Annotated in this window: 23 protein-coding genes; 12 read left to right on the forward strand and 11 right to left on the reverse strand. The window is 60.4% G+C overall.

What is annotated here, in order from left to right; genetic code table 11:
* Positions 1 to 370, reverse strand: a 370-nt coding sequence (gene petA, locus B2P82_RS12455; RefSeq protein WP_349679750.1) for a ubiquinol-cytochrome c reductase iron-sulfur subunit, incomplete at its 3' end; no start/stop codon positions are given.
* A 221-nt stretch (positions 371 to 591) separates the two neighbouring features.
* Here petA and hemF point away from each other — a divergent pair.
* Positions 592 to 1,476 (forward strand): oxygen-dependent coproporphyrinogen oxidase, encoded by an 885-nt coding sequence (hemF, locus tag B2P82_RS12460; RefSeq protein ID WP_290497270.1) that lies wholly within the window; start codon positions 592 to 594, stop codon positions 1,474 to 1,476.
* A gap of 4 nt (positions 1,477 to 1,480) precedes the next feature.
* Here hemF and B2P82_RS12465 read toward each other — a convergent pair whose 3' ends face one another.
* A complete protein-coding gene (locus tag B2P82_RS12465; protein ID WP_290497272.1) occupies positions 1,481 to 2,065 on the reverse strand; it encodes a hypothetical protein in 585 nt (194 codons plus the stop codon).
* 66 nt (positions 2,066 to 2,131) lie between these two features.
* Between B2P82_RS12465 and B2P82_RS12470 the strand changes: the two genes are divergently transcribed.
* The 3 genes from B2P82_RS12470 to B2P82_RS12480 all read left to right on the forward strand — a co-directional run bounded on the left by B2P82_RS12470 (position 2,132) and on the right by B2P82_RS12480 (position 3,497).
* A complete protein-coding gene (locus tag B2P82_RS12470) occupies positions 2,132 to 2,680 on the forward strand; it encodes a DUF2975 domain-containing protein (RefSeq protein WP_290497274.1) in 549 nt (182 codons plus the stop codon).
* Positions 2,680 to 2,886 carry a helix-turn-helix domain-containing protein gene (locus B2P82_RS12475; RefSeq protein ID WP_290479978.1) on the forward strand — a complete coding sequence of 69 codons (207 nt, stop codon included), beginning with the start codon at positions 2,680 to 2,682 and terminating at the stop codon, positions 2,884 to 2,886. The genes B2P82_RS12470 and B2P82_RS12475 overlap by 1 nt, the downstream gene beginning before the upstream one ends.
* Positions 2,887 to 3,008: 122 nt before the next feature.
* Positions 3,009 to 3,497 (forward strand): TspO/MBR family protein, encoded by a 489-nt coding sequence (locus tag B2P82_RS12480; protein WP_290497277.1) that lies wholly within the window; start codon positions 3,009 to 3,011, stop codon positions 3,495 to 3,497.
* Here B2P82_RS12480 and B2P82_RS12485 read toward each other — a convergent pair.
* The 4 genes from B2P82_RS12485 to B2P82_RS12500 form a co-directional block, all read right to left on the reverse strand.
* Positions 3,487 to 4,698 carry a CCA tRNA nucleotidyltransferase gene (locus tag B2P82_RS12485; protein ID WP_290497279.1) on the reverse strand — a complete coding sequence of 404 codons (1,212 nt, stop codon included), beginning with the start codon at positions 4,696 to 4,698 and terminating at the stop codon, positions 3,487 to 3,489. The two genes, B2P82_RS12480 and B2P82_RS12485, sit on opposite strands and share 11 nt — an antisense overlap.
* Complete coding sequence (locus B2P82_RS12490) at positions 4,685 to 5,170, reverse strand: DUF6111 family protein (RefSeq protein WP_290497281.1); 486 nt, start codon at positions 5,168 to 5,170, stop codon at positions 4,685 to 4,687. The genes B2P82_RS12485 and B2P82_RS12490 overlap by 14 nt, the downstream gene beginning before the upstream one ends.
* Before the next feature lie 75 nt (positions 5,171 to 5,245).
* Positions 5,246 to 5,866 (reverse strand): CoA pyrophosphatase, encoded by a 621-nt coding sequence (locus B2P82_RS12495; protein ID WP_206991371.1) that lies wholly within the window; start codon positions 5,864 to 5,866, stop codon positions 5,246 to 5,248.
* Between the two features lie 6 nt (positions 5,867 to 5,872).
* Positions 5,873 to 6,460 carry a DUF1285 domain-containing protein gene (locus B2P82_RS12500; RefSeq protein WP_290497282.1) on the reverse strand — a complete coding sequence of 196 codons (588 nt, stop codon included), beginning with the start codon at positions 6,458 to 6,460 and terminating at the stop codon, positions 5,873 to 5,875.
* Between the two features lie 74 nt (positions 6,461 to 6,534).
* Here B2P82_RS12500 and B2P82_RS12505 point away from each other — a divergent pair, with 74 nt between their 5' ends.
* The 5 genes from B2P82_RS12505 (at position 6,535) to B2P82_RS12525 (ending at position 13,671) form a co-directional block, all read left to right on the forward strand.
* A complete protein-coding gene (locus B2P82_RS12505) occupies positions 6,535 to 7,533 on the forward strand; it encodes an AAA family ATPase (protein WP_290497283.1) in 999 nt (332 codons plus the stop codon).
* 123 nt (positions 7,534 to 7,656) lie between these two features.
* The gene (locus B2P82_RS12510) at positions 7,657 to 7,902 is read left to right on the forward strand and encodes a hypothetical protein (RefSeq protein WP_290481381.1); all 246 of its coding nucleotides are present in this window, start codon (positions 7,657 to 7,659) and stop codon (positions 7,900 to 7,902) included.
* Positions 7,899 to 8,765 carry a DUF58 domain-containing protein gene (locus B2P82_RS12515; protein ID WP_290497284.1) on the forward strand — a complete coding sequence of 289 codons (867 nt, stop codon included), beginning with the start codon at positions 7,899 to 7,901 and terminating at the stop codon, positions 8,763 to 8,765. Before B2P82_RS12510 ends, B2P82_RS12515 begins: the two co-directional genes overlap by 4 nt.
* Positions 8,762 to 11,626: a DUF4159 domain-containing protein gene (locus B2P82_RS12520; protein WP_290497285.1), complete on the forward strand. Its 2,865-nt coding sequence runs from the start codon at positions 8,762 to 8,764 to the stop codon at positions 11,624 to 11,626. The genes B2P82_RS12515 and B2P82_RS12520 overlap by 4 nt, the downstream gene beginning before the upstream one ends.
* Positions 11,623 to 13,671: a hypothetical protein gene (locus B2P82_RS12525; RefSeq protein ID WP_290497287.1), complete on the forward strand. Its 2,049-nt coding sequence runs from the start codon at positions 11,623 to 11,625 to the stop codon at positions 13,669 to 13,671. Before B2P82_RS12520 ends, B2P82_RS12525 begins: the two co-directional genes overlap by 4 nt.
* 1 nt (position 13,672) lies before the next feature.
* Here B2P82_RS12525 and B2P82_RS12530 read toward each other — a convergent pair whose 3' ends face one another.
* Complete coding sequence (locus tag B2P82_RS12530; protein WP_290497289.1) at positions 13,673 to 14,389, reverse strand: hypothetical protein; 717 nt, start codon at positions 14,387 to 14,389, stop codon at positions 13,673 to 13,675.
* 1,145 nt (positions 14,390 to 15,534) lie between these two features.
* Between B2P82_RS12530 and B2P82_RS12535 the strand changes: the two genes are divergently transcribed.
* Entirely contained in the window at positions 15,535 to 16,683 is a 1,149-nt protein-coding gene (locus B2P82_RS12535) for an SIR2 family protein (protein WP_290497291.1), read from the forward strand.
* On the forward strand, positions 16,680 to 18,458 hold the full coding sequence (locus B2P82_RS12540; RefSeq protein ID WP_290497293.1) for an ATP-binding protein: 1,779 nt from the start codon (positions 16,680 to 16,682) through the stop codon (positions 18,456 to 18,458). The genes B2P82_RS12535 and B2P82_RS12540 overlap by 4 nt, the downstream gene beginning before the upstream one ends.
* On the opposite strand, the gene B2P82_RS12545 is transcribed toward B2P82_RS12540, so the two are convergent.
* The gene (locus tag B2P82_RS12545) at positions 18,459 to 19,130 is read right to left on the reverse strand and encodes a nitroreductase (RefSeq protein WP_290497294.1); all 672 of its coding nucleotides are present in this window, start codon (positions 19,128 to 19,130) and stop codon (positions 18,459 to 18,461) included. It lies immediately after the preceding gene.
* Positions 19,131 to 19,285: 155 nt separating this feature from the next.
* Here B2P82_RS12545 and B2P82_RS12550 point away from each other — a divergent pair, with 155 nt between their 5' ends.
* Positions 19,286 to 19,687, forward strand: coding sequence for an MAPEG family protein (locus B2P82_RS12550; protein ID WP_290497296.1), 402 nt, complete (start codon positions 19,286 to 19,288; stop codon positions 19,685 to 19,687).
* Here B2P82_RS12550 and B2P82_RS12555 read toward each other — a convergent pair.
* The 3 genes from B2P82_RS12555 to B2P82_RS12565 all read right to left on the reverse strand — a co-directional run bounded on the left by B2P82_RS12555 (position 19,684) and on the right by B2P82_RS12565 (position 23,046).
* Positions 19,684 to 20,175, reverse strand: coding sequence for a GNAT family N-acetyltransferase (locus B2P82_RS12555; protein WP_290497298.1), 492 nt, complete (start codon positions 20,173 to 20,175; stop codon positions 19,684 to 19,686). The two genes, B2P82_RS12550 and B2P82_RS12555, sit on opposite strands and share 4 nt — an antisense overlap.
* Before the next feature lie 91 nt (positions 20,176 to 20,266).
* Positions 20,267 to 20,911, reverse strand: a complete 645-nt coding sequence (locus B2P82_RS12560) for a redoxin family protein (RefSeq protein ID WP_233347757.1) — start codon at positions 20,909 to 20,911, stop codon at positions 20,267 to 20,269.
* A gap of 41 nt (positions 20,912 to 20,952) precedes the next feature.
* Positions 20,953 to 23,046, reverse strand: a complete 2,094-nt coding sequence (locus B2P82_RS12565) for a protein-disulfide reductase DsbD family protein (protein ID WP_290497301.1) — start codon at positions 23,044 to 23,046, stop codon at positions 20,953 to 20,955.
* Positions 23,047 to 23,130 lie beyond the last annotated feature (84 nt).

Here is a 23,130-nt window from a genome sequence, read left to right on the forward strand (position 1 = left end):
GAACACAGCCAAGGTGGGTACAAGAGCCCGAGGTGACCAGAATGGCCGGGTTCAACGACCCGTCAGCCTTGGGACGCAGACGCGCATCATCGGTCTCGGGATCACGCAATGTCGCGACATTCACCGAATCGGCCGCAGCAATCTCAGCCGCTGTGCGGTGGCGCACGAAGAACGGCTTGCCGCCGATCAGGACGCGGATTTCGCCGCCCAGAGGGATTTTGGACACATCGACATCCAGCGCCGAAGCGGCCTTTGTGTCAGCGGCCGGGTTCCACTGGTCAACAGCGGCCCAGGCAAACATGGCAGCGCCGCCAAAGGCGACCGCTCCAGTGGCGATGTGAATGAAATTGCGGCGATCGTCGTCGATCATCTCGCCGTGTTCGTGTGCAGGTGTGTCAGTCACGCTTATCCCGTCCCTTGCGAAGGCAGAAATCTGGGCCCGTCATACAGGAGCCCGCCCCCTTGCACATTGCGGCAAGTGGGCGCGGGTGCCTCCCCATAAACTACTATTGGCAGCGCGTTATCCTGACTTGGCGCCTGTGACAACAGGGCGCTTGCAAGTGTCGCAGTCCTCGCCCCATGTGTCGCGCCATGACAGATGGTGATCTCGAAACGAAGAAGACTCGCGCACGCGACTGGTTCAGGGTGTTGCAGGAAGACATCTGCGCGCGGTTCGAAGCGTTGGAAAATGCGGCGGAACGCCCCCTTTATTCAGGCGAACCGGGACGGTTCGAACTGACCGAGTGGAAACGCGGCGATGGCAGCGAAGACCTGGGCGGCGGCCGTATGGGCCTGATGCGCGGCAAGGTGTTCGAAAAAGTCGGGGTCCACTTCTCCGAAGTCCACGGCACATTCTCTGAAGCCTTCGCTGCCCAAATCCCCGGCGCGGACAAGTCAGATGGCCGATTCTGGGCCTCGGGCATTTCGCTCATCGCGCATCCACGCAATCCGAAAGTGCCTGCCGCGCACATGAATACCCGCATGCTGGTGACCAGCCAGTCCTGGTTCGGCGGCGGCGGAGATCTCAATCCCCTGCTCGATTATCAACGTGATCAAGACTTCGAAGACACGGTCGATTTCCACGCCGCCATGAAATCCGCCTGCGACACGCATCCGGACGCCGATTTCACGCAGATGAAAGAGACCTGCGACACCTATTTCCATCTCGCTCACCGGGATGAGCCACGCGGCACGGGCGGCATTTTCTATGACCGCTTCAATTCGGGCGACTGGGACGCCGATTTCGCCTTCACACAGGAAGTCGGCAAGCAATTCGCGGAGATCTACCCAAAACTGGTCGCCCGGCGCATGAACCAGACTTGGAGCGAAGCCCAACGCGAGGAACAGCTGATCCAGCGCGGCCGCTATGTGGAGTTCAACCTGCTCTACGACCGCGGCACGACCTTCGGCCTGAAGACCGGCGGCAATGTGACGAGCATCCTCTCCTCCATGCCCCCTGTCGTGAAGTGGCCGTGAGGCCCTAGTCTGTCGCGCAATAACGCGCGTCGCCATCCGGCATTTCAATCGAGACTTTCCGCTCCTTCACAAGGGTGAAATAATCCTCATCCTGTGCCGGGCGCAGATAGATGGCGATGCGGGGGTCCTTGAAGGGATTGGCACCATGCTTCAGGCAAGGCCGCGTGGTGACGCTGACGGACAGGCTTTTCTGGCCGGGTGCCTCCTTGAGGCTCAGCATATGCGCGCGGAAATCGTCCATGCGCGGCGCGTCCTTTGGGTGGATATGCAGCCGATGGATCATGAACCCTGCCTTTGCGCGCTTGTTCAGGAAACGGGTTGGCGCGTCCGGCACGGGGACAAGGTGGAACAGCTCTTCCCGGGTCTTGTTCCCCTCTTCCTGCCAGACTGACAAAACGAGCGTTGCTGCGTCCTCAGGCAAGTCGTAGTCATCCGGCGCGCGCACAGCGACCTCGACCTGGCTGGCATCCATGGTTGTCGGATCCAGCGCAGCGAGTTTCGGCAGGCTGGTCACCGGCACGCTTGCGCAGGCAATGGGCAGAAAAACACCTGCGCCGATGACGAAAATCCTTGCGATAATGGCGAACATGCAGATACCCTTCCTTCAATAACTAATTCACGTAAAACATGAATTTTTAATTGGCAAGGACGAATAATGAACGCTCCCACACTCCTGCCTGACCGGACACGCCTCGTCTGCCGCGTCTTGAAATGGCTCGCACTCCTCATCCTCGTCCTGATGGTGGCAGCCTATTTCCTGATGGATGTTTCAACCTCCATCCTGGATTCGGCCTGGGAGGGCCTTCAGCCGCATGTCCGGGAGGACGTCTCTTATTCCGGGGGAAAGAAACTGCTCCTGCATGTCCTGGCAGCGATCGGCTATTTCAGCCTCACCCTGATCGTCATCGGCGCTGCGCGTGTCTTCAGCGTGTTCCAGAAAGGCGTGGTATTTGCGCCCGCCGCTGTCCGGGCAGTGCGCTTCCTGGGCCTGACCATTTTCCTGTTTGCTGCCGTTCAACTGATCCTGCCTACGCTGATTGTGCTCGGCCTGACCTATGACAATGGACCGGGCAACCGGGCACTCACACTTGGAATCAATCCCAATACCGTGATCTTGTTGATGATTGGCGCGGTGATCCTGGTAATCGGTCAGATCCTGACTCAGGCGACCGACATCGCCCATGAAAACGAGCAGTTCATCTGATGGCCATCATAGTCCGCCTCGATGTGATGCTTGCCTTGCGCAAGATGAAGTCCAAAGAACTGGCCGCGGCAATCGGCATTTCCGAGCAGAACCTGTCGCAGCTAAGACAGGGACACGTCAAAGGCGTGCGGTTCGAGACGCTGGACAAGATCTGCGCCGCGCTGGACTGCAAGCCGGGCGATATACTGGACCGGGACGAGGACTAGTCGCGAAATCTCGTCCGGATTTTGGGCACCGACGGAAAAAAACGATGACGATCAGAGCATTGTGGCTCGGATTAACGTTTCGGAAATGACGAAAACTTCATTCGAAGGTATAAGCGTGGTCGATGGTCACCAGTGCGAAAGCCTTTCCCTGGGGGGCAGGGATACTGCTCCTGCTAGCGACGGTGACAGCCGCCGCAGCAGGAGCAGTGATTTCGGGTGGCAATTCCGACCCCTGGTACGCTGCGCTCAGCAAACCTTTCCTCACGCCACCAGACGTCATGTTTGCCCTTGTCTGGCCAATTCTGTTCGCACTGATGGCGGCAGGCGCCCTGCTGGTGCTGGACCGGGCCGGTTCATTTGAACGTGCCGTCAGCCCGCTCGGGCTGTACTATTCGATGCTGGTGTTCAATGCGGGCTGGAGCCTTGCATTCTTTGGCATGAACGAGGTCGCGCTGGCGCTCGGCATTCTGGTGGCGCTTTGGCTGTTGATCGTGGCCATGATGCAGGACTTCTGGCGCTATTCGCACCTCGCCGCCTTGCTACAAATCCCCTATCTGGTCTGGATCAGTTTCGCCGGATACCTCAACGCGTACATCCTGTTCACGAATTGAGGCGCGCGACCAATTCGTCTCGAGTCAGACTGAAATCCGACGCCACCCAGCTCTGCTCCAATGCGCGCAGGACTGCGCCGACATCCGGACCGCTAAGCCCTGCTGCAAGGGCATCTGCGCCGCCCAGCGGAAAGTCCGGCTTCTGCCAGTCGACTGCCGCTGCCTTGATCGTCGTCAGGGCATCCGCTCCAGAAACCTGCGCGGCTTCAATCAAGGCGCGGTCCAGCACAGCACGTGGGCCAAACTGGTAAAACAGACGGCGCAGCGCGTCCGACTGGACGCCAAGAACATGAGTTAGCGCAGGGTCGGCCCACTCGGCCAGTCGGCTGGCCTCGGCATTGGATAGCCGCAGATGCACCGTGACACTGGTCACATCGCGGGCGCGACGGGGAAGCATGGCCATCAAGCGCTGCAACGGATCTGGCGCAAGGCCTGCCCCCTGCTCCACCGAAACAAGAGACGGTAATTCCGATGCGTTCGCGCCCGGCAACACAGCTCCCAGCACGCCCGTCTCTTCCATGGCCAGCATGGCTTCGGACGGATCGGGCGCTTCCATCAGGCGTTTCAATTCCTTCCAAATCCGCTCGGAAGCAATCTTTGCGAGTCCATCCTTTTGCCGCTCACACGCAGCAAGACCCTCCGCATCCATGCCCGCGCCATACCAGGCATTGAAGCGGAAGAAGCGCAGGATGCGCAGATAGTCCTCGCGCAGGCGCTGGTCTGCGTCGCCGATGAAGATCACCCGGCCATTAATGGCATCCTGCACCGAGTTCGGCACGATCTCATGCAGGCGGCCATCGGCGGCGGCGTAGATGGCATTGAGCCGGAAATCACGGCGCTCGGCATCCTCGGCCCAATCCTCGGTGAAAGCGACCACGGCGCGGCGGCCATCGGTCTCGACATCGCGGCGCAGGCTGGTGATCTCGTAGGGGCGGCCGTCATAGATGGCAGTGACGGTGCCATGCTCCAGCCCGGTCGGGATCGCGCGAATGCCGGCCGCTTCCAGCGCCGCGAGGGTTTCATCGGGTTTCAACTGGGTGGCGATGTCTATGTCATCGACCGGCACGCCGCGCAGTTCGTTGCGCACACAGCCGCCAACGAAGCGCGCGCCACCAGGACGCGCCACTTCCAGCGCAGCCATCACGGCGCGTGTGCCCGGCCAGTCCAGCCAGGGCGCGGTCGTCAGATCAGTCCGTGTCATCGTCCGGCCGCACGATCTCCGGTGTGTCGGCATCGGGGTCCGGGGCCAGGATCACCGGCTCTTCCTCCCGGCGCGCGGCATCTTCGGTGTCAGGGGCCGTTGCGCGGATCTCGCCGGCATCATGGATATCCGTGCCGGGACCGGTCGCGCCCCGCGCAGAACGGACGCTGTCGCGTTCGCGAGGAACGCCGACATTGGTCACATCATGTTCGCAAGGATAGTCGCGGGCCGGGATCAGCTTGCCATTCTCCATACGGGCCGGCTCGTGGCAGATGTCGCGTTCTTTCGGCTCCATCAGGATCAGAACGAACCAGGCCACGGTCGCAAGGCCAATGCCGCACAGGAACAGGATGTTGATGGGCCATTTGCGTTTGCCCTCCTGTTCTGCATTCGACGTTGCCAGCAGGTAGAGCCCGAACACGATGAACGGGATCGAGAAGATGAATAGCTCAAAGACGATGCGTCCGGCCAAGGTGTCGTTCCCTCCGATTGTTTCACCTTAGATAAGGCGTGGATGGATTGAACAAACCCCTAAAACCGGGCCGGATCAATCGTCGTACAGTGTATGATACAGTTTCCGTATAATCCCGGCGGTCACGCCCCAGATGCGAAACCCGCCATGCGGCATCTCGTAAAATTGCCGTTCCTTGCCCTTGTAGACGGCTCGGCCGACCTGATGGTTGGCGATATTCATCAGGAAATCGATGGGCGTTTCGAACACGTCCGCGACTTCGGTCGGGTCGGGTTTGGGCTCGAAATCGGCGGGCAGAATCCCCACGACCGGCGTGATGCGAAACATGGTGCCCGTGACATAGGGCGCGCCGCGACCTAGCACCTCCACCTCTGCCGGGTTCACGCCGACTTCTTCCTCAGCCTCGCGCAGGGCGGCGGCGACTTCGTCCACGTCGATCGGATCGATCTTGCCGCCCGGAAAGGCAACCTGTCCGGCATGATTGGCCATCGTGTCCGGGCGCAGGGTGAGCAGCGCGGTCGGACCGGATTTGCGCGGGATGACACCAAACAGCACCGCCGCCGGGCGGATTACCGCCAGTTCTTCTGGCGTCAGGAAGTCGAGGTCGCCATATTCGGTCAGCCGCCCTTCGCCATGGGGCGGGTCAAGCCGGTCTGAGACCCGCGTCAGGAAATCGTCCAGCCCGTTCCAGCTCATGCCGGATCAGGCCGCCGGTCCGAGAGGAAAGAAGAAACCCTGGCTCCACACGCCCAGCATATCTGATCCGTCGGGTGCAGGTTCTGCCATATTGGCCAGTTCGTAGAAGACCGGCCGGACAAGTTTGGCTTCGAGCTGTCCGCGCACCAATACATAGGGGGAAGGCTCTCCGGTCTCGGGATCGGTCTCGACGCGCAGCGGCGCGTCCGGCCCTGCCAGCGTCACATCGCCCAGATTTGTGACGAAGGCCAGTGTCTGTTGCGGTCCGGCCTCGCCCGCCCGCTCGACGCGCACAGCAAGGAAAGGCGCATCGGCCACATGCACGATCACTTTTTCGTAGGGCGTGACGAGCCAGATCGAGCCGTCCTCATCCTTGCGCAGGATGCGCGAGAACAGCTTCACCAGTCGCGCGCGATTAATTGGGTCACCTTCATGCCACCAACTGCCATCCGCGCGGATTTCCATGTTGATGTCAGTGGAGCGCTCAGGATTCCACAGATGAACCGGCGGCAGTTTGCCATCTACCTTGCCATCGGGAAGGATCGCTTTAAGCGTCTCTTCGAGACTGATTGTGGTTGTGGCACTGGAATTCACGTTTTGCTCCGCCATGATCCGGCCTTAGACATAGGTTTGTTTATTCAGATCGAAAACCCGGAGGCGCCCTTTTGATGGCCGATACTGACCAGGTAAGTGATGCAATCATCGCAGAAGCCGAATCCGCCGCCGAAACGCTGGCGCAGGTGAAAGCCGAAATTGCGAAGGCGGTATTCGGACAGGACCGCGTGGTCGAGTTGGCGCTCGCCGCCGTACTGGCCGGGGGCCATGCCCTGCTGATCGGCGCGCCCGGCTTGGCCAAGACACGCCTCGTCGAAGCGATGGGCACCGCGCTCGGCCTCGCCAACCAGCGCATCCAGTTTACGCCGGATCTGATGCCATCCGACATTATCGGCTCTGAAGTGCTGGATGAAAGCCCGAGCGGGCAGCGCACCTTCCGCTTCCTGAAAGGGCCGATCTTCACCCAGCTGCTGATGGCCGACGAGATCAACCGCGCCAGCCCTCGTACCCAGTCTGCCCTGCTCCAGTCGATGCAGGAGCGCCATGTCACCGTGGCCGGTGTGCGCCATGATCTGCCCGCGCCCTTCCATGTTCTGGCGACGCAGAACCCGATCGAGCAGGAAGGCACCTACCCCCTGCCCGAAGCCCAGCTGGATCGCTTCCTGCTGAAGGTCGATGTAAACTATCCCGACCTCGACACCGAGCGCCGCATCCTGATCGAGACGACGACCGGCGACGATGACGTGGTGCGCCCGGCGCTGGACGCCGACCGGCTGATCGCGCTGCAAGGCCTCGTGCGTCGGATGCCGGTGGGCGAGAAGATCGTCTCGGCGATCCTCGGCCTGGTGCGAGATGCCCGGCCGGAACAGACAAGCGACGAGCGCGTCAAGCGGCTGGTGGATTGGGGGCCTTCGCCCCGTGCCGGTCAGGCGCTGATGCTGGCTGCACGGAGCCGCGCGCTCTTGAGGGGCCGTCTTGCGCCGAGCATCGAGGATGTCGAAGCGCTCGCAGAACCCTGCCTCGGCCACCGGATGGCGATGCGCTACGACCCGACCGGCGAGGCACCGAGCCTGACAGATCTGATCAATGACCTTGCGCGGAAGGTTTCGTGATCAGTGCGTAGGCTATTGGGCTTTGGTTCAATTCTCGTTTCCGCGGTCGCGTGCTCAGGCGCGGTACCCCCCCTGACAACGCAGGGGGCTCAAGACTGTGCCGTCGCCAAGTTGAACACCATTGTGACCTACCGATTGATCGTTCAGGAGGGATTGGATGAGGATGGTGAACTCAGAAATCGAAGTCTTCCTGGGCTCGAAGCCGAGATTGAGAGCTACATCGATGCACTGAAAGAGATGGAAGCCCAATCAAATGGATCCTTCTCAACAAAGGATTTTGTGCAGACCCTGTTCGATAAAATGGATCAAATTGGAAGCGATTCAGTAGCTAACGCATTCTATGCTGCAACCTGCGAGTTGCCGCTGTGACTCCCGCCGCCGATCTACGTTCTGAGGCTGAAAGCCTTGCCCGCCAATTGCCCGGTCTGAACTTCAAGGCCGAAGCGAGCGAAGCCGCGCATATCGGGTCGGCTGGCCGACGCCGCGCGGGCACGGGCGAGCATTTCTGGCAGTATCGGCGCTATGCGCAGGAAGACGCGGCCGACCGGGTCGACTGGCGCCGCTCCGCCAAGGGCACGGAATTGTTCGTACGCGAAACAGAACTGGAAACCGCGCGCACGGTGCTGTTCTGGAGCGATGATGCACCGGGTTTCCGCTGGAAGGGCAAGGGCGACTTGCGTACCAAGGCCGAAGAAGCCCAGCTCCTGATGCTGGCCATCGGCATCATGATGTCGAAGGATGGCGAACGGATCGGCATGCTGGGCGCGGGCCGGACGGCCAGCTTTGGCAAGAAGGCCGTGGCGCGGCTCGCTGAAGACCTTGAGCGCGGCACACATGGCCAATTCCCCTCCCCGCCGAAATCAGCGGCAACGATTATTCTGGCATCTGACTTTTACGCGCCGCTCGCCGAGTGGCAGGCCCGCCTTGCGCCGCTTGCCGCGAAATGCCCGGAAGGCGTGCTGCTGGCAATCTCGGCCCCCATCGAGGAAAGCTTCCCGTTTGAAGGCCGTACCAAGCTCAGCCGCCCCGGCGGGGAGGGCGATCGCATCCTTGGCCGGGCCGAGACAATGCGTGAGGCCTATCTGCGCCGCTTTGCAGAACAACGGGACGGCTTGCGCAGACTGGCCACGCAAATGGGCTGGCGACTGGTGACGCATACAGTCGGGCAGTCCAGCCTTGAAGGCGCGGCCCGGCTGAAGGCGCAGGTCGAGACGTTCGGGGCCAAGGCATGACCTCGCTCGGCCCATTCCTGCTCGGCGCGCCTTTGGCGCTTGCCGCTTTGGCCGCGCTGCCAATCATCTGGTGGATCCTGCGGGCAACGCCCCCTGCCCCACGTCATGCGGAATTGCCGTCGCTACAATTGCTCGACGGGATCGAGCCGCAGGAAGAGACGCCCGCGCGCACGCCCTGGTGGGTCTGGCTGATCCGTACGCTGGCGATTGCCGCCGCGATCCTCGGCCTGTCCCAACCCGTCTATGCACCGGGCGCGCAGACCGAGACCGTGGAAGGCACCGGCAGCCTGCTGATCGTGGTCGACAATGGCTGGCCGTCCGCCCCGCGCTGGCCGGACCTCGTCAATGCCGCGACCGCCACACTGGACACGGGCAATCGCGACGCGCCGGTCCATCTGTTGCTGACCGCGCCGCAACAATTCAATCCCGATCCGACCGAGCGTATTTCCCGCGCCGACATGAGCAAGCGCCTGACCTCGCTGAGGCCGCAGGCCTGGGCCCCTGACCGTTCCGATGCGTTGCGGCGGTTGAATGACTCAGGTTTCAAGCCTGACCGCATCTTCTGGGCAAGCGACGGCTTGCAGGGCAAGGGCGGCCAGGCCTTTGCCGCGGAGCTGTCAAGTCTCGCGCCGCTGACCGTCTATGCCGCAGCGCCGACTGGCCCGATCGTGATTTCCGGCATTCGGTCGCAAACAGATTCTGTCAGCGTGACCGCCCGCCGCGCTTCCACGCGCGGCATCGCAACCGGATATGTATCTGCCATGACGATTGATGGTTCAGCCCTCGCAACTGCGCCCCTGGAATTTGCCGATGGGCAGACCGAAGCGGCCGCCGAGTTTACCATCCCTGCCGCAGCACTCGCCCGCGTTGCCCGGTTCAGCGTCACAGGCCAGCAAGGCGCAGGTACGGTCTGGCTATGGGATTCGGCAGATCGGTCGCGCCGTGTCGGCCTCGTCGATGCGGGCAGCATGGCCCAGCCGCTGCTGTCGGACATGCACTATATCCGCAAGGCGCTGGAACCGTTCGCGACGATATCCGAAGGCAGTATCGAGAACCTTGTTGCCGCGTCCCCGGATGCAATCATCCTGAGTGATATCGGGCAGATCCTGCCGCAGGATGCCGAATTGCTGCATGCCTGGGTCGAGGAGGGTGGTGCGCTGATCCGGTTTGCTGGTCCGCGCCTCGCTGCGCAGGGCGATGACCTGCTGCCGGTTGCGCTGCGCCGGTCTTCTCGCGCGCTCGGCGGAGCGCTGGCCTGGGATGAGCCGCAAGCCATGGCGGCGTTCCCGGAGACCTCCCCCTTTGCAGGCCTGCCCATTCCCGGTGACGTGCGCATCAAGCAGCAAGTGCTGGCGCGGCCGGGGCCGGAACTCGCATCGAAGACGTGGGCGCGACTGGCAGATGGCTCTCCGCTGGTGACCGCCGACATGCGCGGCGATGGCACGCTGATTCTGTTCCACACAACCGCCGGACCGGACTGGGCCGACCTTGCCTATTCCGGCACGTTCTCGCAGATGCTGCGCCGGTCGATTGCAGCCGGACGTGGCGAATCCGTCGGCGATGCGGAGGGGGCTTACGCCCCTTTCCTGACCCTGGACGGCTATGGGCGCCTGTCGGCCGCGGGGGCCAATGCCGCGCCCTTGAAGGCCACCGATTTTGCAACGACCGAACCGTCTGAAGCTCACCCACCGGGGCTCTATCGTGGGCCAGCCGGATCGCGCGCCCTGAATGCGGGTGCCGGCAAGCGGCCGGAGCTGATCGCGAACTGGCCAATTTCGGCTCGTCTGCTGGGCGATGCCGAGGCCCGGTCGTTGCGCCTTGCAGGGCCGTTGCTGACCCTTGCTGCCGTATTGCTGGCGCTGGACCTTTTCATCGCCCTGTTCGTGGCCGGACGGCTGCGCCGGTTTGGCAAGGGCGCCGCGATGGCATGTGTGGTGGCTGGTGGCGCGCTGGTCTCGGTGCCGACACCAGATGCGGCGGCCCAACCCTTCCAGTATGAATTGTTGCCGGACGGCACCTATCGCCGGGTGGACAATAATCCGCAGACGATCCGACTGCCGTCCAACGGAAACGCGACCCAGAAGGAGATCGACGCGGCGCTGGAGATGCGCCTGGCCTATGTGGAAACACCTGACCGTTCACTCAATGCGCGTACGCGCGCCGGCCTGTTCGGCCTGTCCAATATCCTGCGCCTGCGCACGTCCGTCGAACCGGCTGATCCCCATAGTGTCGATCTGGAGACCGACGCGCTGGAGCTGTACCCGCTGATCTATCTCAACATACCCGACTCCATGCCGCCGCTGTCGGACACAGCGATTGCCCACCTCAATACATACCTGCGCTCTGGTGGGGCGCTGGTGATTGATACGCGCGCAGGCGGAACGATTGGAACGCAGACCGATGTGACTCGCCTGGAGACCTTGCTGGAAGGGCTTGATGCACCGCCCTTGCAGACGGTGGGCGAAAACCATGTTCTGACGCGAACCTTCTATTTGCTGGACGACTTTCCGGGGCGCTATGCGCAGCGCAATCTCTGGATCGAGCAGGCGGGCGATGCCAGTGCACCGCGCGGCGACGGCGTTTCACGCCTCATTATCGGCGATGCCGACTGGGCTTCGGCCTGGGCCGTGGATGAACAGGGCCGCGACCTCTATTCCGTGGACGGCGGAGCGCAACAGCGTGAAATGGCGAGACGCTTCGGCGTGAATTTGGTCATGTATGTGCTGACTGGAAACTATAAGGACGACCAGGTGCACATCCCGGCCCTGCTGGAACGTCTCGGCAATGGCGACGCAGATGAAGCACCGGATGAAAGCCCGGTCCGCCTTCCGACCCGCATTCCCGATGGAGGGCCGCAATGATTGACGCAACGCGCCTCGGCTTTGAGCCCTTTCTTGGCTGGCCGATCCTGTGGGCAGTCGCGGCGCTTGCTGCGCTGGCATGGCTCGCTTATGCGTTTCTGCGCGGCAAAGCGTGGCTAACGCGAGGGCTGGCGCTGACTTTGCTGGCTGCGGCATTATCGAACCCCTCACTCGTACAGGAAGAGCGTGAGCCCCTGCCCTCGGTGGCGGCGATCATTCTCGACCGGTCCGAAAGCATGGAGTTCGGCGAACGCAAAGCGACGGCCTCAGCGGCTTTCGCCGCGCTGAATGCTGAACTGGAAGCCGACCCATCCCTGGAAGTGCGCATCCTGGAGAGCGATCCGGGGGCGGACGGCACCAATCTCTATGGCGCGCTGGAAGGCCTGATGGCTGATGTCCCCCGCGACCGGATTGCAGGCGCCATCCTGATCACTGACGGACAGGTTCATGATTTGCCGGAACCGGACTCTGACGAACGCCATATCGGCCCCTTGCATGGGCTGATCGTGGGCGACCCCAACCGGGGTGATCGGCGCGTGTCGATTGTCGATGCCCCGGACTTTGGCATCGTGGGCGAAATGGCTGAATTGGTCGTGCGGGTGGATGATCCCGACCTGCCAGACGGTCGGCAGGTGGAGATTGAACTGTCTGTCAATGGCGGCACCCCGCGCCGGATGAATGTGACGCCCGGCGAGAATACGAGTGTACCGATCGAGATTGAACGACGCGGCGAAAATGTCATCGTGGTCGAGACGCCAGAGGGACGCGAGGAGCTGACACTGGCCAACAATCGCACGGCGGCGACCCTTTCTGGAGTGCGTGACCGGCTGCGCGTGCTGCTCGTCACCGGCAAGCCGAACCAGGCGGGCCGGGTCTGGCGCGACCTGCTCAAATCCGACCCATCCGTGGACCTTGTCCACTTCACCATCCTGCGCCCGCCCTACAAGCTGGACTATACGCCGACCGAAGAGCTCGCCCTGATCGCCTTCCCGACCGAGGAATTGTTCGAGGAGAAGCTGGAAGAATTCGACCTGATCATCTTTGATCAGTATGAGCGCCGGGGTGTGATCACCCAGTCCTACCTCGCCAATATGTCTCGCTATGTGACCGAAGGCGGCGCGCTGTTCATTGCCGCCGGCGAGCCGTTTGCCGGGCCGGGTAGCCTGGCGCGCTCGCCGCTGGCTTCAGTGCTGCCTGCCTCCCCTACGGGCGATATCTATACCGGGGAGTACACGCCAGAACTGACCGAGCCGGGCCAGCGCCACGCCGTGACCATGCCGCTGGCCAGCCGCGAATGGGGCGGCTGGATGCGCTATATCGATGCCGAAGCCCAAGCCGGAGATGTGCTGATGAGCGGGCCGCGCGGCAAACCCTTGCTGATCGTGGACCGGGTGGGCGATGGCCGGGTCGGCATGTTGATGACCGACCAGATCTGGCTATGGGCGCGCGGACATGATGGCGGCGGACCGTTTGCCGAACTGATGCGCCGCGTTGTCCACTGGATGATGAAGGAGCCGGAACTGGAAGAGCGCAAGCTGAATCTTGTGGCCGAAGGCGATACAGCGCGCGTGGAACTGCGTACGCTGCTGGACTCGGCGCCGCCGCTCGTGGTCGAGACGCCGGAAGGCAGCTTCCTCGAGCCGCAATGGCGCCAGGACGGGCCGGGCCGGTTCGTGGCTGAGGCGCCGATTGACCAACTCGGCCTCTATCGCGCCGAAGCGGGCGGGCTGGAAGCGGTCGCCCTGAATGGGCCAGCCAATCCGAAGGAATATGCAGACCTTCAGTCTACGACCGAAGTATTGCAGCCTTTGGCCGACGCGACCAGTGGCGGCGTCTTCCGCCTGAATGCCAGCGGCACGAATTTGCCGGACATTCGGCGCACCAGCGCGCGGGGAAATTCGACGGGCGGCAACTGGCTCGGCCTGCGCGAGCGCGGCGCTTATGCCGTGCGGTCGTCTAGCAGCCATCCTCTGCTGCCGGGGGTGATTGCGGCGGCGTTGCTGATTGGCCTGCTGCTGCTCGCCTGGCGCCGTGAAGGGCGGTGATCTAGGGGATCGCCACGCCGATCACGGCACCAACGGCAAGGCCTGAACTGGCAAACTCGGTCACCACGCCCTGTTTTATCTCGCGGGCGAAACTGTCCGCATCGGATATGTCGTAGCGCGCGTAGAAGCCGATTTCGGCCTGCTGGCCAAGTGGCCTTGCCGCGCCAAGTTCGAGGCCCGCATAGGACCGGTCGCCGGACTCGTCCCCGGCATCGACAAAGCCCCCGCGGGCAAAGGCGTAGGTATCCCATGCGCCGGATTTCCAGGAAGGGCCGGCGGAGACTTCGGCGCCGAAATCGCCCAGCGTGGCATCGTGAAACACGGCGAGCGCCGGGCTGTAGGGCAAGTCGGACGTAAAGCTTGCGGCAAGCTCCAGGCTTTCTTCATCCTCTGTTCCCGGATAGGTCAGCCAGCTTGCCGTCAGGTCCATGACGCCGCCCTGGGTGTCGAACTGGTAGCCGATGAAATAGTCGGTCTCGTCCGCAATGGCCGCCTGGTCTGCGCCGATTGGGGTCAAGCGATAGAGGCCGCCATAGAGCGTGCCATGCGCGCCGGTTGTCTCCAGCAGGAGTTCGGATTCCAGTGTCAGCGGGCCGATCTGTTCGCCGCGATCATGGAGCCCGCTGGAAATGGCCGCCTCGCCGATGAGCCGTGTTTCCGCGAGGCTTTCGGTCACGAAGACACAAGCGCTCGCAGCAAGCAGGTTCAGTTTCAGCATGGCAGGCCTCCGTCATTTTCCCCAGTCCTGACGCAAGCAGGCGGGGCGGACAAGGCGGCCGAGGCAAGGCAACGAAAGAATATTCCTTATGCGAATTATAGTCACTTTCACTTGCAAGATGGCTCAGCCCCCTCAGAAGTAAAGCGGGTGAATTTCTGCAATGAAATCCGAGACCTGCACGGCGTGACCCGCCCACGGCGCGGCGGCTCGGGAGGCGGCATGGTGATGCCGCCTTGTGGCGGATTACGCATTTGGCACCGCCCCCTTGATCAGGAGATTTCAGAGCTTGCCGCCAGCGCCAGCGGCCGGAGACGCGGATCCGCGCCCCGGCAAACGGGTTCATATTTCACGACAGGTCAGGACGTGTCGGGCCAATCCGCGACGGCGCGGCTGACAAGGCCTGGCAGGGCGCTGGCCACGCTGCCCAGCTCTGCGCCGAGGCGGAAATTGCCGGCGCTGGGCGGGCAGATGGGACGCGGCTCTTGCCTTGCCTTCATCTGCGCCAGATGGCGGGCGAGCCGTTTGGCGGCAGGCGCCGGATCTTTCAGCAGGCGTTGCAGCGCGATGATGCGCGCGACCAGCGGCGCGGCGGGAACTGGCCCGGCGGCGAGCGCNNGGCCCCCTTCCCCGCGAAGGCGTCCTGCCAGTCCATGAGACAGGCTGTGCGCCGCCCGGTCAGGTTGAGGCGATGGACTGGTCCATAACTGGTCCCAAAAGTGTCCGTAACATCCTCCACATTGTCGGCAAGCGCCGGTCGCGGGGCGGAGGCCGCCGCGCCGGTCGGGTCGGCGCTGGCTTGAGAAAGAGGTGGCAGGTCCAGCGCCGCCGCCATCAGGATGATCAGCCGCCGGACAATCGTCTCGATGGCCTTCAGCCGCCCGCGCACCCTGGCGCGCACGCGCCGCGACACCGAGTCCGGCTCCAGATGCAGCCCGGCCTGCGCCCGCACATCCAGCACCGCGCCCTGCGCGGCCTTGAGCCCCTGTTCGATGAATGCCCCCATCCTGTTCATGCCGGAGAGTCTAGGGGCGGGGACTATCAGACGGATAGAGAATAGACACCTAATCCCAAATTACGAATATCATGGTGTTACATTGATCAAAAAATCAATCTAAGGGTGGGATTATCGAAACTTTCAGCGACACATGCTTATGCCAAAAATAGAACCATCCGAAGTATACGACAAAAATTTGAACTTCTTGCTCGGCTCAGGTGCATCCTACGGTGTACTTCCCACACTTGCGCTTGAGATTAACGAAGAAGGTGAAGAGCCTCACTCAATCGAGACTCTTGCCACCGAATTGGAGCTTCAACAAAAGACCAATCTACATACATTGCTTTTCATGCACTATTACAAGCACTGTATCGAGCCTGCGTTTCTGCTGTCATTTAACGATGAAACGGATGAAAAATCCAAGTCCACAGCACGAACCAACTATAAGAAGTTCCTACAGAACCTAATCAGCGTCCTCAACGCAAAGAAGCAAAAGAAGCGGTGCAACTTATTCACCACAAACTACGACAATTGTCTGACTATAGTTGCCGATGAACTGTTACAATCAGGCGAGACTGATTTCATCATCAACGACGGAGGCCATGGATTCCACAGAAGATTCTTGGAAGCCAGAAACTTCAATCAAACAGTCTATAGGTCTGGAATATTTGGCAGGCATCAAACTGAGCTTCCTCAGCTCAATTTGATCCACCTGCACGGATCAGTTCATTGGTATCGAAATGATCAGAAAATTGAGATCTCCTATGATACTAATCTCTTACATAATCGCTGCTTACCGCAGAACCTGATCCCTGATTTAACTTCTTTCTCCAATACCTTGCTGCAAGAAGGCGCCACAACCGAACAGCTAAGTGAGATCGATGTATCCGAACAAGCAGCAGCACAATTTTGGGATTTATATGGTGTGCTGCCGATTGTGAACCCGACCAAGTGGAAGTTTCATGAAACGGTATTTGAAGAGCACTACTACCAAATGCTCCGTCTACTAAGTTACGAGCTAGAAAAGCCAGACTCAGTATTGATCACTTTTGGATTTTCATTCGCGGATGAACACATACTAAATCTCGTAAAACGCTCGCTTAGTAACCCAACTTTACAATTGTATGTTTGCTGTTTTGACAACGCTGAGCACATCAAGATGGCGGAACTGTTCAAACAGAACCAAAACGTTACCCTCATAGGAACGTCCGAAAACCTCAACTTCTCCAAATTTAATGAAGAAATTTTCAGCCTCCAAACCAGCCCATCTAGCTCCGAGTCAGGCAGCGAAACAGAATGAGTATTTTAGTTGGAGAAGTTATCGGCGTTCATGGAACCAAGGTCACTATACGCACCTTCGACAATTCGAATAAAGAGACTCTCTTCTACGAAGGAAGAAAGCATAAGGGTGTATCAGTTCGCGAACATATCTGCATAAGACGCGGATTCAGAGATATCGTTTGCGTCATTGAAGGTGAATATCTAGACGAACGGATATTCGAAGGTGATGGTGAAAATAGACTCTTCATAAGAAAGGTCGAAGCTAAACCGATTGGCTACTTAGAAAATCAAAAGTTCAACAGAGGCATCAAGTTTTTGCCTATGATTCGAGATTCCGCCTATCTATTGTCTGAAGACCAAATTCAAATGGTCTACAACCGCAACAGCGGCAAGGACTTTGTAATTGGCCGACTCTTGAAAGAAGACATTCCAGTATCACTGCCCTGGCATAAACTATTCAGCAGTCACATTGGGATATTCGGAAACACAGGGAGCGGAAAGTCCAACACGCTGGCTAAGCTGTACACCCTCTTATTTCAGGAGAGAAGGTCTGGTATAGAGGGAAAAAGCGACTTCATCATTATGGACTTCAATGGGGAATATACAAACAATCAAGTCCTGCCTGCAGATAGTAAATCCGTCGTCAAACTCAACACTAGAGAAGCGGAGGACAAATTTACACTCCCTACTGACGTATTTTGGGATGTGGAAACTCTCAGCATATTATTCAACGCCACTACCAACACGCAAAGGCCGTTCTTGAATCGCATGGTGAGTGGAAAAAAGCGATATGAAAGCGCTCCAAACTCCCTAAGCAGATACGTATCATCCACATTCCAGCGGGCATTTACCTCAGAACCCGCGAGAGGCGATACTTTAAACTTACTGAGATCCGTGTCCAGAACGCTTCAATCTGAAGCGCTTGTAGCGACTCTGGATAAAGTAGACTTTAACGGAAACAACGACAGCTTTGACATCGTACACAATCAAACAAAAAAGTACTTCAATACCGACGGACAGACTTACGATTTGGTCCTAAAGCAAATAGTAGACTCATTGGATTTGTCAGACATTAAGCCGTTCGACGAGTTATTGCTTAGGGCGAATTTGCTCTTGATAAATGACCTACTGTACGGAGCTGTGCAGTTTGACCACATACAGCCTTTGCTGAAAAGAATGGAGTCTTCTGTTATCGGATTCCGGAATATTCTTTCAATTGGCTCCGTAGAAGATGCAGCCCCAGTGCTGACAGTTGTATCTCTTCGTAAATGCAATCAGGACGCAAAAAAAATACTCCCTCTTTTGATAGCAAAGCATTATTATAACTATCAAAGGTCTAGAGCCGAATCTCCGCTGACTAACTCATTACATTTGATTATTGATGAGGCTCACAATATCTTGTCGCAGCAGTCGATCAGAGAGCATGAGGCTTGGAAAGATTATCGGCTCGAGCTTTTCGAAGAGATTATCAAAGAAGGAAGAAAGTTTGGAATGTTCTTGACAATAGCTAGTCAACGACCTGCAGATATTTCTCCAACCATAGTTTCACAAATTCACAATTACTTTCTACACAGACTAGTAAACGACCGAGACCTTTACCTTCTCGAGAACACGATTTCGTCATTGGATGCGATGTCTCGCAGCCTTATTCCGCACCTATCTCAAGGCAGCTGCATAGCAACCGGCACATCCTTCGAGATTCCAATGGTGATCCAAGTAGATAAACTGCCTGCGGATAAGGAGCCGGATAGCGCTGATATCCCTTTGGATGTTCTGTGGCGCAATCCCGAGTAATCAAAACCCCCGAAACACCGCTGCTTCGTCTACGGACTTCCGTGTTGAGACGACGGCATTTGCCGGGAAGGTTTCGTCTGGCCAGCCCATGGCGACGCAGGTCTGGATGACCTGGTCATCCGGGATGCCGGCCTCTTCGCGCACCACGGGGCTCTGCATGATGCCTTGGGAATTGATCACGCAGCCGAGCCCGCGCGACCAGGCCGTGTTGACGATGCAATTGACCACGCCGCCGCAATCGAAGGGCGGGATGTCGCCGCCTGCCAGCGCCTTGTCATAAGTGATGACGATGGATACCGGCGCGTCGAACTGGCGGAAGCCGCGCAGCACCCAGTCCATGCGCTTGTCCTTGTCGCCGCGCTCAATGCCCATCGCCTGGAACAGCTGGACGGCGATCTCGACCTGACGATCCCGGTGGACGCCCGCATAGGGCGGGCCCATGCGGAATTCGCGGCTGTCGGGCACGCCGGCGACATTGCGCTCGACATTGCCCTTGCGGATGCGGTCCAGCACCTCACCGGCCACGACATAGAAATTCCAGGGCTGGGAGTTCATCGAGGTCGGCGCGCGCATGGCGATTTCGAGGATTTCGCGGATCAGCGCCTGCGGCACGGGCTTGTCGAGATATCCGCGAATGCTGCGGCGCGATTTGACGACCTCATCATAATTCATGGCCGGGGCCTCCCTTGTGTTCGTTCTGTTGGGCCGGACGCTAGCGCCCCTGCCCCAGCGTCAGAGAAGCGGACTTGCACGAGGCAGGCAAGTTTCCTGATGAATCCGCTGCAAACCCCGCTAGGGTGCGCGCAAACCAAGGGAGGGTTTGAGACATGACATCGATGGCAATCGCAACACTTTATGTGGGCCTGTTCGGCCTGTTGATGCTGGCGCTGAAGTTCCGCGTCGGCCAAGTGCGGACACAAGAGAAGGTCGGCTTCGGGGATGGCGGCAATGAAGCCATGCAGCGCGCCATCCGCGTGCAGGGCAATGCGGTGGAAGACGTGCCGCTGGTCGTGCTGGGCCTTGTCGTGCTGGGGGCGATGGCCGCGCCGGGCTGGCTGATCCATGTGCTGGGCGCGACGTTTTTCGTCGGGCGCGTGCTGCATGCGGTGGGCCTTGGCGGATCCTCAGGCGGCAGCTTTGGCCGCGCGGCGGGCACACTGCTGACCGCGCTCATGCAATTGGCGACCGCCGGGGCCTGTATCTGGTTTGCCGTGGCGCAGTTGCTCTAGGCGGCGGTGACGCGGCCGGAAAGCTGGCCGGCATCTCCCGCAAGGCTTTTCACCATGACGCGGGACTGGTCCTGAGGGCCGGGGAAGATAAGCTGGTGCTTTGGCGTGACGGTAAAGCCGATCTCGCCGAAATAGGCGGGCGCGCCGATCAGGATGGCGGCGGGCCAGCCAGCGGCCTTGCCGGCCTCCAGCGCCTCGCCCGTGACGGTCAGGCCAAGGCGGCTGCCCCGGTGCGACGGGCCAACGGCGACGGGGCCATAGAACAGGGCGCGATCCCGGCTGGGGCCGACTTTGAGTGGCCAGACACGGCAGACGGCAATCACCTTGCCATCCAGCACCGCGACGCGATTCACCTCTGGCAGGGAATGGGAATATTCCCGCAACCGCTCGGCTGTCTTGGCAAAATGGCCCGAGCCGAAGGTGCGCGCGAAGAGGTCTTCGATCGCATCGGCATGGAGTTCAGGGGTTTCGGGCACAATCTGGAGCATGGCGAGCGCGTGTAAGGCGCATTGCCACCCGGTTCAAGCAACAGTTTCTTCCTGCACCGATTTGGACGCAGTGCGTTCGCTGTATCCCTCGTCAGTATTTCACAGAACACCCATAGGGTTTGGAACTGGCGACTTCGACCGGTTCGCCCGCAGCCACGCTCTGCATGGCGGCCGATACATAATTGGTGGCGGTTTCGATATCGGAGACGCGCGCGGATGGCGTGTCGTCAATTGCGCCCTGATAGGCCACCATGCCGTCTTCGGTGATCAGGAACATGTGCGGCGTGGTCTTGGCCTTGTAGAGGCGGCCAATATCGCCGCTCTCGTCAATGATGACATGCTCAGGCGTGGCGCCGCGCCCTTCATTCATGTCGAGGATTTCTGCGCCGGTGCGGTGGCCCTGCTTGCCGGGGGCCGAGGAGATGATGGACAGCCAGACGACATCGCTCTCGGACGCATCCGTCTGGAGGCCCTGCATGTTGGCAGGCGGCACGGCATAATGTTTCTGCACGAACGGGCAGCCATCATTGGTCCATTCGAGGATGACCCGCTTGCCGGCATAATCCGACAGGGAGACCGTCTCACCCGTCGCGGTCGTGCCGGTGAAGTCCGGGGCGATCATGGGCTCGCTTGCATCGGGGGCGGCCTGGGCCGTCGAGGCGATCAGGGCGCCAGCGCTGAGTGCCACAGCGGTGGCCATGCCAGCAGCGAGGGAAAAGTTGCGTCGGCTCATCATGATGCGGGATCCTCCAATATGTCGTGGAGTTCGCATCATGCTCACTCAGACGTGACAAGTCCAATCACAAGCTTTTGAGACAGCACTTCCGGCAGGATTTCCGGCTCGGTCGCTCCGGCGGCATACCAGAGATACATCGGTACGCCCGCCCGCTGGCGCCGCTTCAACTCCTCGGCAATGACCGGGTCCTTGCGGGTAAAGTCCGCCACGAGAAAAGCCACATCATGCGCGGCAAAAGCGTTCTGGACGGCTTTTGACTTGAGCGTCGTCGCCTTGTTGAGCTGGCAGGTGGCGCACCAGGTTGCGGTGAAGTCCACGAAGACCGGACGCCCCTTTGCGGTGAGTTCCGCAACGCGCTGCGGGCTCCAGGCTTCAGTTTCATATTTCTCCGCATACTGGGCGTTGCCCTCCCCTGCCGCCACCGACGAGTTCGCCGTCAGCGCGGGATAGACAAGCCCCGCAATCACGGCGATGGCAGCGACTGCCTTGGCGAGCGTGCCCCCGCCGCGTCTGGCCAGCCAGATGCCGAAGGCGATCAGCGTGCCGCCCGCCACGGTCCATGCAACCGCCGCCGGGCCAGAGACCGCACCAAGCGTCCACAGCAGCAGCGCCGCAGTCAGGAACATCGGGAAGGCGAAGAACTGCTTCAATGTCTCCATCCAGCGCCCCGGCTTGGGCAGCAGGCGCGACAGGCCCGGCACGAAGCTGAGCACCAGATAGGGCAATGCCAGGCCAAGCCCCATGGCGAGGAAGACAATCAGGACCGAGATCGCCGGACGATCCAGCACGGCCCCAAGCGCGGCGCCGAGGAAGGGCCCGATACAGGGCGCACCCACCACAGCGGCGAGCACGCCGGTAAAGAAGGCGCCCATCGAGCCACTGCGCGAGGCGAGGCTGCTGCCGGTATTCTGGATCGATGTGCCAAGCTCGAACATGCCAAGCAGCCAGAGGCCGATGACAAACATGATCAGCGTCAGCACGGCAACGGTTGGGCCGTTCTGCAGCTGGAAGCCGAGATTGGCCGTGCCGGTAGCTTCGCGGATCGCGATGATGGCGGCAGCAAGCGCGGCAAAGGAAAGGAGGACGCCGCCCGTATACCAGAGCCCGTGGCTGCGCACTTCGCTTTCATGGCCGGACGCGACCGCGTGCACCATGCCCATCGCCTTTATGGAGAGCACCGGAAGGACGCAGGGCATCAGATTCAGGATCAGGCCTCCAATCACCGCCGCCAATGCGAGCGCGATCAGGCTTTGGCCACCTGCGCCGGACGATGCCGACCGGGCGGCGATGCCCGCCGTATTCTCGAAGACACTCCCCTGATCGGCGGCAATCGTATAGCCGGCACGGTCTCCGTCCGGGGTCTCGACGACGACAATGCCCTCAAGTGCTGCTTCCAGGCTGTCATCGGCAGGCGTCAGGCTGAGCGTGGCCCCATCGCTGCCAAAACTGAGCGGCTGGTCTGCCGGATGGCTGATTTCATGGCCAAAGGGGTAGAACCGGATGTTGGAGCCGGGATCGAAGCCGCCTTCGGTTTTCAGGCTCAGCTTCCAGAGGCTGCTGCTGGCGTCGATACGCGCTTCGCCATCAAAATCACGCGGCGCTTTCGCGATCCATTTGCTGATCAGCATGCCATCTTCGATGTGCGGCTCGCTGGGGCCGACGGGCAAGGTCAGGCTCACTTCGGCGGTTTCGGGAATGCAGATTTCTTCGCAGATCAGATAATCAGCGAGGAGATTGAGCTGCACGCTGCCCATCGCATCGGCGGGAATGGTCAGCGGAAATGGCAGGACAAGGCGGTCATCATAGCCATAATCCATGATCTCCCCTTCCACGACCGGCAGCAGATGAGGAATGGGCCAGACAAAGGGGCCGATGGAGGCTTCGGTAATGTCACTGCCGTCCAGCACATCGACTTGCGGCGGCAGGCCAGCATCCCCGGCGTTGCGCCAATAGACATGCCAGCCCGCATCGAGGTCCATCTTGATCGCGGCATAGAATGTTTCACCGGGCTCAACGCGTTCGCGTTCGGTAATCAGCTCGACCATGGCCCGGCCCCCATCGACGGGCTGGGCGTAGGCAACCGGCATCATCGCCATCAGGGCGGCGAGAAACGGCAGGATGAGAGCTCTGATCATGAGAGGTCCTTTAGGCGGCATATGTACTGGTGTGCCCGTATGCCTGCGATTGGTCGCAGAATGAAGGGCCTCGCTCAAACGTGA

Source organism: Hyphomonas sp. UBA4494 (genome assembly GCF_002388935.1).
In the GTDB taxonomy this organism is placed as follows: Bacteria; Pseudomonadota; Alphaproteobacteria; order Caulobacterales; family Hyphomonadaceae; genus Hyphomonas.

Bases quoted from the DNA above. Each gene is read 5' to 3' on its own strand.
- B2P82_RS12505 (WP_290497283.1), top strand. From the start codon at position 6,535: ATGGCCGATACTGACCAGGTAAGTGATGCAATCATCGCAGAAGCCGAA.
- B2P82_RS12550 (WP_290497296.1), top strand. From the start codon at position 19,286: ATGACATCGATGGCAATCGCAACACTTTATGTGGGCCTGTTCGGCCTG.
- hemF (WP_290497270.1), top strand. From the start codon at position 592: ATGACAGATGGTGATCTCGAAACGAAGAAGACTCGCGCACGCGACTGG.
- B2P82_RS12530 (WP_290497289.1), bottom strand. From the start codon at position 14,389: ATGCTGAAACTGAACCTGCTTGCTGCGAGCGCTTGTGTCTTCGTGACC.
- B2P82_RS12535 (WP_290497291.1), top strand. From the start codon at position 15,535: ATGCTTATGCCAAAAATAGAACCATCCGAAGTATACGACAAAAATTTG.
- B2P82_RS12480 (WP_290497277.1), top strand. From the start codon at position 3,009: ATGGTCACCAGTGCGAAAGCCTTTCCCTGGGGGGCAGGGATACTGCTC.
- B2P82_RS12560 (WP_233347757.1), bottom strand. From the start codon at position 20,911: ATGATGAGCCGACGCAACTTTTCCCTCGCTGCTGGCATGGCCACCGCT.
- B2P82_RS12495 (WP_206991371.1), bottom strand. From the start codon at position 5,866: ATGAGCTGGAACGGGCTGGACGATTTCCTGACGCGGGTCTCAGACCGG.
- B2P82_RS12465 (WP_290497272.1), bottom strand. From the start codon at position 2,065: ATGTTCGCCATTATCGCAAGGATTTTCGTCATCGGCGCAGGTGTTTTT.
- B2P82_RS12555 (WP_290497298.1), bottom strand. From the start codon at position 20,175: ATGCTCCAGATTGTGCCCGAAACCCCTGAACTCCATGCCGATGCGATC.
- B2P82_RS12485 (WP_290497279.1), bottom strand. From the start codon at position 4,698: ATGACACGGACTGATCTGACGACCGCGCCCTGGCTGGACTGGCCGGGC.
- B2P82_RS12475 (WP_290479978.1), top strand. From the start codon at position 2,680: ATGGCCATCATAGTCCGCCTCGATGTGATGCTTGCCTTGCGCAAGATG.
- B2P82_RS12525 (WP_290497287.1), top strand. From the start codon at position 11,623: ATGATTGACGCAACGCGCCTCGGCTTTGAGCCCTTTCTTGGCTGGCCG.
- B2P82_RS12520 (WP_290497285.1), top strand. From the start codon at position 8,762: ATGACCTCGCTCGGCCCATTCCTGCTCGGCGCGCCTTTGGCGCTTGCC.
- B2P82_RS12565 (WP_290497301.1), bottom strand. From the start codon at position 23,046: ATGATCAGAGCTCTCATCCTGCCGTTTCTCGCCGCCCTGATGGCGATG.
- B2P82_RS12470 (WP_290497274.1), top strand. From the start codon at position 2,132: ATGAACGCTCCCACACTCCTGCCTGACCGGACACGCCTCGTCTGCCGC.
- B2P82_RS12540 (WP_290497293.1), top strand. From the start codon at position 16,680: ATGAGTATTTTAGTTGGAGAAGTTATCGGCGTTCATGGAACCAAGGTC.
- B2P82_RS12545 (WP_290497294.1), bottom strand. From the start codon at position 19,130: ATGAATTATGATGAGGTCGTCAAATCGCGCCGCAGCATTCGCGGATAT.